The 12,659-nt window shown below is 75.4% G+C and carries 14 protein-coding genes; 3 read left to right on the top strand and 11 right to left on the bottom strand.

The genetic code is table 11. The features are described from left to right. Positions 1 to 68: 68 nt before the first annotated feature. Positions 69 to 887, bottom strand: coding sequence for an NAD(P)H-binding protein (locus tag Sru01_RS22605; RefSeq protein ID WP_203989633.1), 819 nt, complete (start codon positions 885 to 887; stop codon positions 69 to 71). A 93-nt stretch (positions 888 to 980) separates the two neighbouring features. Between Sru01_RS22605 and Sru01_RS22600 the strand changes: the two genes are divergently transcribed. Continuing rightward, a complete protein-coding gene (locus Sru01_RS22600; RefSeq protein ID WP_203989632.1) occupies positions 981 to 1,589 on the top strand; it encodes a TetR/AcrR family transcriptional regulator in 609 nt (202 codons plus the stop codon). Positions 1,590 to 1,701: 112 nt separating this feature from the next. Here the strand turns inward: Sru01_RS22600 and Sru01_RS22595 are convergent, their stop codons facing one another. Further along, the gene (locus Sru01_RS22595; RefSeq protein WP_203989631.1) at positions 1,702 to 2,349 is read right to left on the bottom strand and encodes a helix-turn-helix domain-containing protein; all 648 of its coding nucleotides are present in this window, start codon (positions 2,347 to 2,349) and stop codon (positions 1,702 to 1,704) included. 177 nt (positions 2,350 to 2,526) lie between these two features. Here Sru01_RS22595 and Sru01_RS22590 point away from each other — a divergent pair, with 177 nt between their 5' ends. After that, positions 2,527 to 3,795 carry a hypothetical protein gene (locus Sru01_RS22590; RefSeq protein WP_203989629.1) on the top strand — a complete coding sequence of 423 codons (1,269 nt, stop codon included), beginning with the start codon at positions 2,527 to 2,529 and terminating at the stop codon, positions 3,793 to 3,795. Positions 3,796 to 3,848: 53 nt separating this feature from the next. Here the strand turns inward: Sru01_RS22590 and Sru01_RS22585 are convergent, their stop codons facing one another. The 8 genes from Sru01_RS22585 to Sru01_RS22550 all read right to left on the bottom strand — a co-directional run bounded on the left by Sru01_RS22585 (position 3,849) and on the right by Sru01_RS22550 (position 10,676). Next, positions 3,849 to 5,183 (bottom strand): CU044_5270 family protein, encoded by a 1,335-nt coding sequence (locus tag Sru01_RS22585; protein ID WP_203989627.1) that lies wholly within the window; start codon positions 5,181 to 5,183, stop codon positions 3,849 to 3,851. After that, entirely contained in the window at positions 5,176 to 5,775 is a 600-nt protein-coding gene (locus Sru01_RS22580; RefSeq protein WP_239137654.1) for an RNA polymerase sigma factor, read from the bottom strand. The genes Sru01_RS22585 and Sru01_RS22580 overlap by 8 nt, the downstream gene beginning before the upstream one ends. 97 nt (positions 5,776 to 5,872) lie before the next feature. Beyond that, a complete protein-coding gene (locus Sru01_RS22575) occupies positions 5,873 to 7,069 on the bottom strand; it encodes a PucR family transcriptional regulator (protein ID WP_239137653.1) in 1,197 nt (398 codons plus the stop codon). 67 nt (positions 7,070 to 7,136) lie between these two features. Beyond that, the gene (locus Sru01_RS22570; protein ID WP_203989625.1) at positions 7,137 to 7,343 is read right to left on the bottom strand and encodes an EF-hand domain-containing protein; all 207 of its coding nucleotides are present in this window, start codon (positions 7,341 to 7,343) and stop codon (positions 7,137 to 7,139) included. Between the two features lie 151 nt (positions 7,344 to 7,494). Beyond that, positions 7,495 to 7,944 (bottom strand): DUF6789 family protein, encoded by a 450-nt coding sequence (locus Sru01_RS22565; RefSeq protein WP_203989623.1) that lies wholly within the window; start codon positions 7,942 to 7,944, stop codon positions 7,495 to 7,497. Between the two features lie 45 nt (positions 7,945 to 7,989). Next, positions 7,990 to 8,709 (bottom strand): MgtC/SapB family protein, encoded by a 720-nt coding sequence (locus Sru01_RS22560; protein WP_203989621.1) that lies wholly within the window; start codon positions 8,707 to 8,709, stop codon positions 7,990 to 7,992. 198 nt (positions 8,710 to 8,907) lie between these two features. After that, positions 8,908 to 9,678: a helical backbone metal receptor gene (locus Sru01_RS22555; protein WP_203989619.1), complete on the bottom strand. Its 771-nt coding sequence runs from the start codon at positions 9,676 to 9,678 to the stop codon at positions 8,908 to 8,910. Next, positions 9,675 to 10,676 (bottom strand): (2Fe-2S)-binding protein, encoded by a 1,002-nt coding sequence (locus Sru01_RS22550; RefSeq protein ID WP_203989617.1) that lies wholly within the window; start codon positions 10,674 to 10,676, stop codon positions 9,675 to 9,677. Before Sru01_RS22550 ends, Sru01_RS22555 begins: the two co-directional genes overlap by 4 nt. A gap of 331 nt (positions 10,677 to 11,007) precedes the next feature. Here Sru01_RS22550 and Sru01_RS22545 point away from each other — a divergent pair, with 331 nt between their 5' ends. Further along, on the top strand, positions 11,008 to 11,829 hold the full coding sequence (locus Sru01_RS22545; protein WP_239137652.1) for a GDSL-type esterase/lipase family protein: 822 nt from the start codon (positions 11,008 to 11,010) through the stop codon (positions 11,827 to 11,829). Between the two features lie 4 nt (positions 11,830 to 11,833). On the opposite strand, the gene Sru01_RS22540 is transcribed toward Sru01_RS22545, so the two are convergent. Continuing rightward, the gene (locus tag Sru01_RS22540; RefSeq protein ID WP_203989616.1) at positions 11,834 to 12,658 is read right to left on the bottom strand and encodes a putative hydro-lyase; all 825 of its coding nucleotides are present in this window, start codon (positions 12,656 to 12,658) and stop codon (positions 11,834 to 11,836) included. Position 12,659: the final 1 nt, after the last annotated feature.

The following is a 12,659-nucleotide window of genomic DNA, read 5'->3' as shown; positions in this document are numbered from 1 at the left end:
TACAACGATCCGCCATCCCTCGGGCCCTGTCAATCAGGCCCGGGCCGCGCCGCCCGGGCCCGGAGGGATCAGCGGAAGGCGTCCAGGTTGCGCTCGACCCAGGCGGAGAACGGCCGCGCCGGGCGGGCGAGCACGCGCGCCACGTCCGGGCTCGCCACCCGCTCGGCCGGGGTCGGCTCGCCGAGGATGTCCAGGGTGCCGTCCGCCACGACCTCCGGCATGAACGTCACCAGCTGGGCCCGCGCCTCGGCCCGGGTCTGCTCGACGAACCGCACCGGCGCGCCGAGCGCCTCGCCGATCACCTGGGCCCGCCGCCGCGGGCTGATCGGTTCCGGGCCGGTGAGCACGTAGGTGCGGCCCTCGTGCCCGCCGCGCAGCGCCGCCGCCGCGACCTCGGCGATGTCGGCGGGATCGACGAAGGGCAGGCCGACGTCGCCGAACGGCGCGGCGGCGCTGCGGTGCGCGCGGATGCTCTCGGCCCACATGAAGGCGTTGGAGGCGAAGCCGCCCGGCCGCAGGAGCGTCCAGTCCAGGTCCTGCTCCAGCACGGCGGCCTCGTGCGCTCGCAGCCCGTCGTGGGACGGGCTGTCCGGCCGGGTGGCGGCGGCCTGGGACGACAGTAGGACGACCCGCCGGACCCCGCCGGCCTTGGCCGCGTCGAGCAGTGCGCGCGGATCGCCCGCCGCGCCGATCAGGAAGAGGGCGCGGGCGCCGTCGAACACGGCCCGCAGGCCGTCCGGGTCGGCGAGGTCGGCGCGGAGGTGGCGCACGCCGGGCGGTTGCTCCGCCGCGTGCCGGGAGACCGCCGTCACCTCCTCGCCGGTCGCCGCGAGCGCCGCCACCAGCGGGCGGCCGACGTTACCGGTCGCTCCGGTCACCACGATCATCAGGACTCCTTGGTTATGAGTTAGTTGGCTAACTGACTGGCACGGTAGCGGGTCCGATCCGGCGCTGTCCACCGCCGTACACTGCTGAGTGAGATGACTGACTCGGTTGCCGGGCCGCCCGGCCCCATTTCGGATGCGACGGTCGCGCGGCGGCCGGGCAAGCGCGCGCGGCTGGCCGCCGCCGCGTCCCGCGTGCTGCACGAGCGCGGCGTGGAGCGGACGACGCTCGCCGACATCGCCCGGGCGGCCGACGTCCCGGTGGGGAACGTCTACTACTACTTCAAGACCAAGGACGAGCTGGTCCAGGCGGCGATCGACGCGCACGCCGCCCGGCTCGGCGAGATGATCGCCGCGCTCGACCGGCTCCGCACGCCGCAGGAGCGGCTCAAGGCCCTCATCGGCGGCTGGGTCGGGCAGCGCGACCTCGCGGTGCGGTACGGCTGCCCGTTCGGCACGCTCTGCTCGGAGCTGGACAAGCGCGCCGACGGCCTGGACCGCACCGCGGCGGAGGTCATGCGCATCCTGATCGACTGGGCCGAGCGGCAGTTCCGGTCGATGGGCCGGGCCGACGCGGGGGAGCTGGCCGTCCAGCTCATGGCGACCTACCAGGGCATGTCGCTGCTCACCAACACCTTCCGCGATCCGGAGATCATGACCGTCCAGGGGCGCCGGCTGGCGGACTGGATCGACTCGCTCGGCTGACCTGCCGGCGCGGTCTCCGGAGTCCGGAGGCCGGCGGGATCTCAGGATCGAGGGCCGGTGGAGCCCCGGGCGCCCCGGCGGCGGGTGGAGACCGGGGCGGGCCGGCGGAACCTCAGGAAAGGGCGCGGCCGAGCTCGGCGGCGGCGGCCACCACCCGCGGGCCGGCGGCGGCGGTGTCCACCGCACCGAAGGTGACGATGCCCACCGAGGCCTCCAGCCAGGGCAGCCCGGGCACCGGCGCCGCCACGCCCCGCGCGCCCTCCTGCAGCTGGCCCTCGCTGACCAGATAACCGGACCGCCCCTCGCGCAGCGCGAGGATCGCCAGCCCGGCCGCGCCCCGGGTGAGCGGGTGGCGGGAGCCCTCGCGGTAGGCGAGGTGCAGATCGGTCCAGGTCGGCTCGACCACCGCGACCGCGAGCCCGTCGTCGCCCTCGGCGGCGGTCAGATGGGCGGTGGCGCCGGTCTCCTCGGCCAGCCGGCGCAGCGCGGGCAGCGCCGCCGCCCGCAGCAGCGGCTGCACGGCCTGGGCGAGCGCCAGCACGCCGAACCCCAGGTGCGCCCGGCCCTCGGCGTCCCGCCGGGCGAAGCCCTCGTTCTGCAGCGTGGTGAGCAGCCGGTAGACGATCGGCCGGCTCAGCCCGAGCTCCTGGGCCAGCTCGGTCGGGGTGCGCCCGCGATGCCCGTCGGCGAGCAGCCGGAGCAGCCGCAGGCCGCGCTCCAGCGTCTGTGCCGACTCGGGGCTTCCTTTTCGCTCGCGCATCGCCTTCTTGCCTGACCCGCCCGGCGCGGGCCGAAACCCGATGACCTTACCAGGGACTTCACTGGATATGACCGGCCAATACCGCCGAGACTCTGGCCGAGTAAAGATACGCCCGATACAGTCGTTTCGCTCGTTTGTGGACGATCACCGGGAAATGTGTCGCCAAGGAGACGCTGGATGCGGATCAAGAGAGTTCTCGCGCTGAGTGCCGCGCTCACCGCCCTCGCGGTCGGTGCGCCGGCCTACACGGCGTTCTCCGCGGACGGTGAAGGAGACTGCAAGAACGTCAGCAACGGCGCCTCCGAGTCCGACCCCCAGTGCTTCTGGATGGTGACCGACAGCCAGGAGGCGCTGGACATCGTCCGTTACTGGGCCGAGAACGACGGCGCCAACATGGTGGCGGCCACCCCCGACCAGCGCGGCTTCATCGACTGCACGGTCGAGGAGTGCAGCAAGGACGGCGAGGGCGACGGCAGCCTGCCGCCGGACGGCGCGGTGGACGAGAGCGGCCTCACCCCCACCTGCGCGAACGGCCAGCCCGGCTGCGCGGTCCCGCCGCAGGCCGAGGTCGACGCCGCCGCCCGTACCCCGGCCGGGCAGGCCGTCGCCGCCGCGGCGGCCGGCGACATGCGGGTGTGGATCGACACCGAGCTGCTCGACGAGTACCAGGCGGGCGGGCAGACCTTCACCGACGCCGTGCGCCGGACGGCCGCGCTGGCCGCTCAGCCGGGCGTGGTGGGCATCCGGTTCAGCACCCAGCTCGGCTGGAACGGCGCGGTGAAGACCGCCGAGGACATGAAGCGGTTCGTCACCGACACCTCCGCCGCCCTCCGGGTGGCCGCGCCGGGCAAGAAGCTCGCCGTGCACACCGTGCTCCCCGGCTTCGGCTGCGGCACCAGCGACCTGTGCGCGGCCGAGATGGCCAAGAAGTACCCGCTGCTCACCGCCGACAACGTCGAGCCGCTGCTCACCTCCGGCGCGGTGGACCAGCTGGCGCTGGACTCCGGCCTGCTGGGCACCGGCTACGCCACCTGGAAGATCTCCGCCGAGCAGGCCGCCCGCAACCAGTGGGCCAAGGTGAAGGCGCTCGCCTGGGACACCCTCGCCCAGATCTCCGCCGAGGACGCCGGGATGGCCGGCAAGGATGCTTCGCCGCTGTCGGCCGACCAGGCCGCCGCCGCGGCCAAGGAGCGCGTCGTGGCCCCGCTGAAGGACGGCGCCGCCACCGTGAACCTGTGGAGCGGCTGGAAGGACGCCTCCGGGGCCACCTACCGCATCATGGGCGCCAAGCTGGCCGCCACCCCCGCCTGGGACCAGCTGGCGAAGCTGCAGCCGCTGCAGCGGCGGCTGACGACGCTGTACAACCCGGCCACCCCCGAGGTGGGCGTCGGCGAGGACCTGAAGAAGCTGTCGGAGGTCTTCGGCCAGGTGTACATCAGCGAGTGACCGCGGCTCCGGCGGGCCGGCCCTGGTACGGGCCGGCCCGCCGGAGCGGCGCCCTAGCCCCGCAGGCGCGGCGAGGCCGCCGGGGCGTCTTGGTCCTGCGGCCCGGGCTGGAGCGCGGGAGTGTGCTGGTCCTGCGGGCCGGGCTGGAGCGCGGGGGCGTGCTGGCTCTGCGGGCCGGGCTGGAGCGCGGGGGCGTGCTGGAGCGCGGGGGCGTGCTGGTCCTGCGGGCCGGGCTGGAGCGCCGGGTCGTCCTGCGCGGGACCCGGCGAGGCGGTGGGAGCGCTGGGAGTGGCCGTGGCCGTCGGGTCCGCCGGGGCGGGCGTCGGCGTCGTGCCCTGGTCCTGCTCCTGGCAGGAGCCGTCCACCTGGACGTTCGAGGCCCGCGGCGGCTCGTCCACCACTGACACCTTCAGCTGCGCGGTGAGTGCGATCACCGCGCCCGCCGGGGCCCGCGCGGTGCCGGCGTCGCGGACGGTGTGCCGCTCACCGAGGAGCATGAACGTCTCCGGGTCGACGATGACCTGCTCCAGCACGCCGTTGCGTTCCCGGCCCACGGCCGTGCCGCGCCGGCCGGCGTCGTCGCGCACGCCTTCGGCCACCGTCACGCCCGGGATGGCCTTCGCCGCCGCGAACAGCGCCCGGCGCTGCGCGAGCGGCAGGTAAGTCTCCCGCAGCAGGTCGCCCAGCGCGGTGAACTCCTTGTCGCCCTCCTGGGCGTCCGGCTTCCCGCCGGCCGTCGCCATCCGCGACAGGTGGGCGCGCATCCCGTCCGGCTCGGTCGGCAGCCCGCTCAGGTAGGCGAAGTCGGTGCGGAAGACGTCCGGCGTTCCCGGGCAGCGGGCCGACAGTTCCAGGTAGCTCCGCTCGGGGCGCCGGTCCGCGTCCGCCGGCAGCGGCGACCCCGGGTACGGCCGGGGGGGCAGGCCGGCGATCCACAGCAGGCCCGGCTCGGTGCCGTCGACCGATCGCCACATCTTGCGCTCGGTCCGGTACAGGTGGCGGGCCGGTTCACCGCCCTGGCCGAAGGACTCCGACGGGTACATCGTCCGCGACTCGACCAGGATGTACTGCCCGGGCCGCGGGTGCAGTTCGGTGAACGCGCCCGGCGGCACGGCGGCGGCCACCCCGACGCCGTCACGGGCTCCGGTGGCCCCCGGCGTCCCGTCCGGCGCACCGTAGGACGACAGCGCCACCGACACCCCGGCCACCAGCGCCGCGGTCACCCCGAACGCGCCGGCCGCCTGCCAGGCGAAGCGGGGCGGCCGGAACCGGCGGCCCCGGTCGGCCGCGGCGTCCAGCAGCCGGTCGCGGGCCGCCGCCCGCGCCTGCGGCCGGTACGGCGGGGCCGCGGGACGGCCGGCCGCGAAGATCTCGATCTCGTCATCCATGGGTGTTCTCCAAACTCAGCGGGTCGGTGCCGCCGAACGCCCTGCGGACCTTCGCCCGGACCCGGTGCAACCGGGACCGGACGGTGCCCACCGGGACGCCGAGGGCGGCCGCGGCGTCCTCGTAGCTCAGTTCCGCCCAGGCCACCAGCAACAGCAGGTCGCGCTCGCCGGCCGACAGCCTGGCCAGCACCTGGGCGAGGCGGGGTTGCAACTGCTCGGCGGTGACCCGGTCGGCGCTGCGCTCGTCGAACTCCGGCGGCGGGTCGGCCGGCACCCGGGCCATGAGCCGCACCCGCCGCCGTTCGGCGCGGCGGTGCTGGGAAACCAGGTTCGTCGCGATCCCGTACAGCCAGGGCCGGGCGTCCGCGCGCGCGGCCACGTATCGGCCGCGGCCGCGGAACGCCACCAGGAACAGCTCGGCCACCAGGTCCTCGGCCGGCTCCGCGCCCAGCCGCCTGGCCGCGTACCGGTACATCTCATCGGCGTACCGGTCGAACAGGACCGCGAACAGCTCCGGCCGGTCCAGCGAACGCTCGATCACCGTCGAATCGTCGAGCGCGGCACCGTCGAGCAGTGCCCGGGCACTCTCCACGTCACGGTCCTCTCCGGGGTTTCGTCATCGTCACCCCGTACATGGCGGACCGCCCCCGCCGGGTTCCCGGATTCCGGCCGCGAGCTTTCGCGGTGGGTCAGTCCCGGGCCGCCGGGCCGCCGCGCGCCTGCCGGGCGCGCAGCACGATCTCCAGCTCGAAGCGCGCGTCGGGATCGTCGAGCTGGTCGCCGTACAGCTCCTCCAGCTGCCGGAGCCGGTAGCGCACGGTCTGCGGATGCACGTGCAACTGCGCGGCGACCTCGCCGGCGGCCCGGCCGCACCGCAGCCAGGCGAGCAGCGTCTCGGCCAGCCGGTCGCGCTGGGCCGGCCGCAGGTGGGCCAGCGGTGCCAGCCGGGACTCGGCGAGCACGGCCACCAGCTCCTCGTCCCGGAAGACGATCAGCGTGGCCATGTGGTCGGTGCAGCGCAGCACGCCGCGACGGTCGTCGAGCACGCCGCGCGCGGCCAGCGCGAGCGCCTCGCGGGCCCATCTCAGCGATGTCGCCGCACTGGCCAGCGGCACCGGCGGCCCGAGCGCCGCCCGGAAGCCGCGCAGCGCGGCCTCCACGGCCCGGACGCGGCCGGGACCGGCCGGATCGGGCACCAGCAGGCAGGGGTCGCCGTGGTCCAGGCCGGCCAGCACGTCCGGCGGGAGCGATGGCGCCCGGTAGTCGTCGCGCTCGGCGAGCGCCACGCCGGCCACAGTGCGCGGCAGCCGCCACCCGGCCGCCTTGGCCAGTCCGGCGATGGCCTCCGGCGAGGCGGGCGGCCGGGAGAGCAGCAGGTCCAGCAGCCGGCGGCGGCGGCGTTCCATCTCGCCGGCCGCCCCGGCCCGGGCCTCGTTGTAGCCGTCGGTCGCCGCGTCGGCGAGCTGGTCGAGGAAGACGAAGATCGCCTCACCCAGGTCGTACAGGGTCGGCGGGTCCAGGCCGAGCTGCTCGGCCTGCTCGGTGAGGCGGCGCCAGGCCACCCGCGCGCCGAGCCGCATCGCGGTCTGGAACGGCTCCAGGTCGCGGCCTTCGGCGGCCTCGCCCCGCCCGATCGCGCGGAACACCTCCGGATCCCACGGCTGCCGGGGCCGCTCGATCCGGTCGACGAACCGGCGCAGCGCCTCGGCGACGCCCAGGTGCAGCACCTTGATGTACATGTCGTCGGCGGGCCGGGAGTATTCCGGCACCCGGGCCTGGATCTCGGCGACCATCTGGTCGGCCAGCTCCGCGGTGACCGCGCGGAGCAGGGGCGCGACGGCGGGCCGGACCGAGGTCCAGGGCTCGTCGCCCGAGGTGGTCGCCATCGTGGCCTCCCGGCGTGCGCGTCCGGTCCTGAGGTCCGCCTCCCGCTGCGCCCGGTGGCGGCCCGGGTCAGGCGGTGGCGCTGAGGTAGCGGGAGAACTCCTCCAGCGAGATGCGCCCGTCGCCGTCGATGTCCAGCTTGCGGACCGCCGCCTCGGCGGCCTCGTTGGTCACCGGCTGGCCGAGCACCTCCATCAGGTGCAGCAGCTCCTCGGCCGAGATGAGCCCGTCCTTGTCGGCGTCGACCAGGTCGAAGGTCACCGCGTACTCGTTCATCGACACTCCTCGCATGGTGGGTCGCCCAGAACCTTAGTCCGGGCGGCCCGGCGGTTGATCGGTTTTGCGGCACTCGCCGCTCTACTGCCACCGTGCGAAGGTTGTACACCCAGGTACCCGTGGCCGGACACCCCCGGGCCGGGCGGGTTCGTCAGTCCCGGGCGGCCCGGGACATCCGGGCGAGCGCGAGGGCCAGGGTCGTGCCGTAGACCACATGGCCGGCGGCCATCACCGCCTGGCGGTCTTCCCGGTCCCGGTGGACGGGAGGCATGATCCGCAGGCCCGGGACCCAGCCCTGGTAGCTGACCAGCCAGATCGCCAGGCCGTAGGCCACGCCGAGCGGCACCGGCGGGCGCCGTCCCGCGGCGAGCACGCCGAACAGCGCGCCCGTCCCGGCGCCGAACCCGAAGTGCGCGACCGCGCCGAGCGCCCCCTCGCCGCGCTTGGGCCGCCGGCGGGACCCCGGCAGGAACGCCCGGGCGATGAGCTTGGGCGGGTGCTCGCCGAGCAGGCCCGCGCGGTCACCGGCGAGCATCACGGCGCTCATGGCCGCGGTGGCGAGCACGCCGCCGGCCACACCGTTCACGAGATTGCGCAGCATTGGGGCTGCCTGCCCGACCCCCGGCCGGGGAAACCCGCGGCGCCGTCAAGGGGCGGCGTCGCCGTCCATGCCCAGCACGGCAAGCACGCCCTCGATGTCCGCCAGACCGGCGACCAGTTCAGGGACCGAGCCCTTCCCGCGCACGCTCAGCCATACCGAGACCGCCGGCGTCCCGGCCGCCTGCGGCCGCCGGTCGACCGACAGCTCGCTCACCCCGAACCCGCGCTCGGTGCAGCCGCTGATCACCCGCCGCAGCACCCCCTCGCCGCCGGCGCAGCTCAGGTGCAGCCGGGACGGGGCGTACCTGGAGCGCGGCAACCGGTCGACGAGCGGGCTGAGCAGGACCGTGACCGCGAAGTGCCCGCCGGTGACGACGAGGGCGAGCAGCCACAGCCCCGCACCGGCCGCCATGCCGACGGCGGCGGTGAGCCAGACGGTCGCGGCGGTGGTCAGCCCGCGCACCGCGTCCCGCCGGATGAAGATGAGCCCGGCGCCGATGAAGCCGATGCCGGACACGATCTGCGCGGCCACCCGGGACGGATCGAGGGTGACGTACCGCCCGACGACGTCGTCGAAACCGTGTTTCGAGACGAGCACCAGCAGCGCGGCACCGAAACCGACCAGAGCGTGCGTGCGCAGTCCAGCGCTTTTCTGGTGGAACTCCCGTTCCAGTCCGATAAGGGCGGAAAGCAGGAAGGCGAGCGCCAGCTCGCCGAGCTGGGCCCAGCCCTGACCGGTGAACACGCCGGCGGCCATTCCTCCCATCGTCCCAGCGTAGACACCGGTACCCGCCATCTCCGGTAGTGACGGGCGCCGGCGGGAAGGGGCGGAACCGGTGCCCGCCCGCCGCCGCGCGAGGCGCGTGCCGGCCGGCCTCCGGTATGGCGTGGCGGGTCGGCCGGCCGGTCCGGGAGTAGGTGTGTGCCGGGTCGGCCGGCCGGTCCGGAGCGGGCGCGTGCCCGGTCAGCCGGCCGGGCGGGCGGCCGCCAGGGCGGCGGCGAGCACCTCGGGCGCCTCGGCCAGCGACGGGCCGTACCAGGTGAGGTGCCGGCCGCTCACCAGGGCGGCGGGTACGCCGGGGAAGAAGCCGGGACCGTCCTGCGCGGTGAACCGGTACGGCTCGTCCGGCAGCACGACCAGGTCCGGGCGGGCGGCCAGCAGCTCCGGCAGCGGTACCCGCGGGTAGCGCTCGGCGTGCCCGGCGTGGAGATTGCGCACCCCCAGGCGGAGCAGCAGGTCCCCGGCGAAGGTGTCCCGGCCGAGCACCATCCACGGCCGGCGCCAGATCGGGACCACCGCGGTCCGCGGCGGCCCGGCCGGCGGCGTCCGCCAGGCCCGCCCGGCGTCCGCCAGCCAGCCCGGTTCCGGCCGGCCGAGGGCGGAGCCGACCAGCCGGCGCAGCGAGGCGAGGGCGTCGTCCAGGGTGCGCACCACGGTCACCCACACCGGGATCCCCGCCGCGCGCAGCGCGTCGAGGTCGGCCGGCCGGTTCTCCTCCTCGTTGGCCAGCACCAGGTCCGGCGCCAGCCCGATGATGGCCGGCACGTCGGGGTTCTTGGTGCCGCGCACCCGGGGCACGTCCAGCCCGGCCGGGTGCGAGCACCAGTCGGTGGCACCGGCCAGCAGCTCCGGCGCGGTGGCGGCCACCGTCTCGGTCAGCGACGGCACCAGGGACACCACCCGGCGCACCGTGCCGGGCACCGGCACCGCCCGTCCCAGGTCGTCCTCGATCATCCTGGCCCCTCTCGTCCGCCATCGGTCCCTTCGGCGGCACCTCCGCCGGCCTCTTCCCGGTCTGTCCCGCGGCCTTCCCGTCCGCCATCGGCCCCTTCCCCGGCGGCTCCGCCGGCCGCGTGCCGGGCCGCCGCGCCGGCCGCGCGGGCCGCGCGCGCCCAGGCGGCCGCCCGGTCCGGCGGGCGCACCAGCGCGCAGTCGTCGCACAGGCCGCCGCCGGGGACGCGGTAGTAGAGGCAGCAACTGGTCCGTACGAAGAAGTGCACGCCGGGCGCCGGTTCGGCCGGCTCGCCGGTGCCCGCCAGCAGGCCCAGGCGGACGACTCCGGCGACCAGGCGCGCCGCCGCCGGCCCGAGGTCCGGGCGTACCGGGGGCAGGGTGCGCAGCGTGCCGGCCAGCGCCGACGCGGCGTTCCCCCACAGCACGGCCGCCGGGATCTTCACCACATCGCGCACCGCGTCCGCCAGCGGCGCCAGCAGGCCGGGGACGACGGCGTCGTACACCAGCCCGGCCACCCGGCCGGCCGGGAGATCGGCCGGGACGGCGAGCCAGCCGCCGCCCGCCGCGGCGCGCAGCGGCAGCGGGCCGGTGGCGGCCGGCCGCCAGCGCAGGCAGCCGGCGGCGTCCACCGGGACCAGGCCGCGGGCGGTCACCGTACCGACCACCGGCGACCACAGCCGGGCGGCCAGCCCCTGGAACAGGATGGACGCCGCCACCCGCGGCTCGCCGGTGCCCAGGCGCCGCGCGAAGTCGGCGATCCGCGCCCGCAGCGCCGCGGTGTCGGTCGCCAGCTCCGCCATCGGCCGCCACCCGTCCCCGCCGTCTCCGGCGGCACCGGCCCACCCGGCACCGCCCGGGCCGGCGGCCCGCCCGCGCCCGTCACCGTCGCCGTGCCCGTCGCGCTCGCCGGGGCCGGTGGTCCGCCCGGTTCCGGCGGGCTCGACGGCGAAGTACGGCCCGAACGCCGACACCTCGGCCAGTGCCCGGCCGACCGCCACCGCATCCGCCGGAACCGGGCCCGCCGGAACCGCACCCGCCGGAACCGGGCCCGGATGCCGTGTCCTGTCGCCGTCGCCGGTGATGGCGCCTCCCGTTCCCGCCCGTCTCGCGGCGCCGCCCGCCCGGCCCCGCCCATGGTCGCCAGCCTGTCACAACCCCCGCCGCACCGGCCCGGCCGCCGGGGCAGGCGGGGGTCAGAGGCCGGAGGTATGGCCGAGTCGTATGTTACTAACTGGTAAGAAACAACTAATGTGAGGTTGTGGTTCCGGTCAAGCGGCCGCACATTCAGGGCTACCGATCACATCGGGGGAGAGCCCTCAGGAGCCCCGCTTGGACATCCGCCGCATCCTCGTCGCCTGCACGATCCTCGCCACCGCCCTCGTCACCCTCGCCGCCGGACCCGCCGTCGCCGTCGCGGCCCCGGTCCCGGACTCGATGGCGTCGCTGGGCGACTCCATCACCCGCGGCTTCAACGCCTGCGGGTTCTACGTCGACTGCACCTCCCGGTCCTGGTCCACCGGTTCGTACTCCAGCGTCAACAGCCACTACACCCGGATCCGGGCGGTGAACTCCGGGCTGTCGGCGAACAACGACGCCAAGACCGGGGCCAAGGTCGCCGACCTGGCCGGCCAGGCCGACAAGGCCGTCGCCCAGGGCGTCGACTACGTGACCATTCTGATCGGCGCCAACGACGCCTGCACCTCCTCGGAGTCGAGCATGACCTCGGTCGCCGACTTCGAGACCCGGTTCCGCGCCGGGATGGACCGGCTGCGGACCGGGCTGCCGGACGCGCTGGTCTTCGTGGCCAGCGTGCCGGACATCAAGCGGCTCTGGGAGGTCGGCAAGGGCAGCTCCTCCGCGCGCAGCGCCTGGTCGCTGTTCGGCATCTGCCAGTCGATGCTCGCCAAGCCCACCTCGACGGCCGACGCCGACGTCGCCCGGCGCGACCGGGTGCGGCAGCGGGTCGCCGACTTCAACCAGGTGCTCGCCAGGGTGTGCGGCGAGCACCCGGCCTGCAAGTACGACGGCGGAGCCGTCTTCGGCTACCCCTTCGCGCTGTCCCAGATCAGCACCTGGGACTACTTCCACCCCAACACCACCGGCCAGCGGGTGCTGGCCGAGGTGACCTACGCCGCCGGATACGGGTGGTAGCCCGCTACAGCCCGGCCAGCTTGTAGTCGTGGTCGCGGGCGTCGGTGATGGCCATGTGGCCGGGCGCGTGCCCGATCGCGAACGGCGGCCGGGAGCGCATCACCGCCGCCTGCGGCGTCACCCCGCAGGCCCAGAACACCGGTACCTCTCCCGTACGGACCTCGACCGGGTCGCCGAAGTCGGGCCGGTCGAGGTCGGCGATGCCGAGCTCCGCCGGGTCGCCCACGTGCACCGGCGCGCCGTGCACCGCCGGATAGCGGGCGGTGACCCCGACCGCGGTCGCCACCAGCTCGGCGGGGATCGGGCGCATGGTGACCACCAGTGGCCCGGCCAGCCCGCCGGCCGGCCGGCACGGCCGCGAGGTGCGGTACATCGGTACGTTCGTGCCGTTCTCGATGTGCCGCACCGGCACCCCGGCGGCCAGCAGTGCCGACTCGAAGGTGAAGCTGCAGCCGAGCAGGAAGCACACCATGTCGTCCCGCCAGTGGGCGACGACGTCGGTGACCTCCGCCACCTGCCTGCCGTTCTCGTAGATCCGGTAGGCGGGCAGGTCGGTGCGCAGGTCGCCGTCGAAGATGGACGCGGCGACCTCGCCCGGCTCGGTGACGTCCAGCACCGGGCAGGGCAGCGGGTTGCGCTGCGCGAACAGCAGGAACTCGTACGCCCGATCGCGGGGCAGCGCGATCAGGTTGGCCTGGGTCCAGCCGGCCGACCACCCGGAGGTCTGCGAGACGTGGCCCCGGCGGAACAGCGCCCGCGCCTGCGGGGGCGTCAGCCGGGCCGCCTCGTCGGGCGTCGGGCCGGGGAAGGTGGGGGAGGTCGTGTTCATC

Origin of the sequence: Sphaerisporangium rufum, assembly GCF_016863395.1 — a bacterium.
GTDB lineage: Bacteria > Actinomycetota > Actinomycetes > Streptosporangiales > Streptosporangiaceae > Sphaerisporangium > Sphaerisporangium rufum.
This window is presented reverse-complemented; position numbering and strand designations above follow the sequence as displayed.

What these genes read in the sequence shown, in the direction of transcription:
- Sru01_RS22605 (WP_203989633.1), bottom strand. Translation starts at nt 887, where the DNA reads ATGATCGTGGTGACCGGAGCGACCGGTAACGTCGGCCGCCCGCTGGTG.
- Sru01_RS22600 (WP_203989632.1), top strand. Translation starts at nt 981, where the DNA reads ATGACTGACTCGGTTGCCGGGCCGCCCGGCCCCATTTCGGATGCGACG.
- Sru01_RS22595 (WP_203989631.1), bottom strand. Translation starts at nt 2,349, where the DNA reads ATGCGCGAGCGAAAAGGAAGCCCCGAGTCGGCACAGACGCTGGAGCGC.
- Sru01_RS22590 (WP_203989629.1), top strand. Translation starts at nt 2,527, where the DNA reads ATGCGGATCAAGAGAGTTCTCGCGCTGAGTGCCGCGCTCACCGCCCTC.
- Sru01_RS22585 (WP_203989627.1), bottom strand. Translation starts at nt 5,183, where the DNA reads ATGGATGACGAGATCGAGATCTTCGCGGCCGGCCGTCCCGCGGCCCCG.
- Sru01_RS22575 (WP_239137653.1), bottom strand. Translation starts at nt 7,069, where the DNA reads ATGGCGACCACCTCGGGCGACGAGCCCTGGACCTCGGTCCGGCCCGCC.
- Sru01_RS22570 (WP_203989625.1), bottom strand. Translation starts at nt 7,343, where the DNA reads ATGAACGAGTACGCGGTGACCTTCGACCTGGTCGACGCCGACAAGGAC.
- Sru01_RS22565 (WP_203989623.1), bottom strand. Translation starts at nt 7,944, where the DNA reads ATGCTGCGCAATCTCGTGAACGGTGTGGCCGGCGGCGTGCTCGCCACC.
- Sru01_RS22560 (WP_203989621.1), bottom strand. Translation starts at nt 8,709, where the DNA reads ATGGGAGGAATGGCCGCCGGCGTGTTCACCGGTCAGGGCTGGGCCCAG.
- Sru01_RS22555 (WP_203989619.1), bottom strand. Translation starts at nt 9,678, where the DNA reads ATGATCGAGGACGACCTGGGACGGGCGGTGCCGGTGCCCGGCACGGTG.
- Sru01_RS22540 (WP_203989616.1), bottom strand. Translation starts at nt 12,658, where the DNA reads ATGAACACGACCTCCCCCACCTTCCCCGGCCCGACGCCCGACGAGGCG.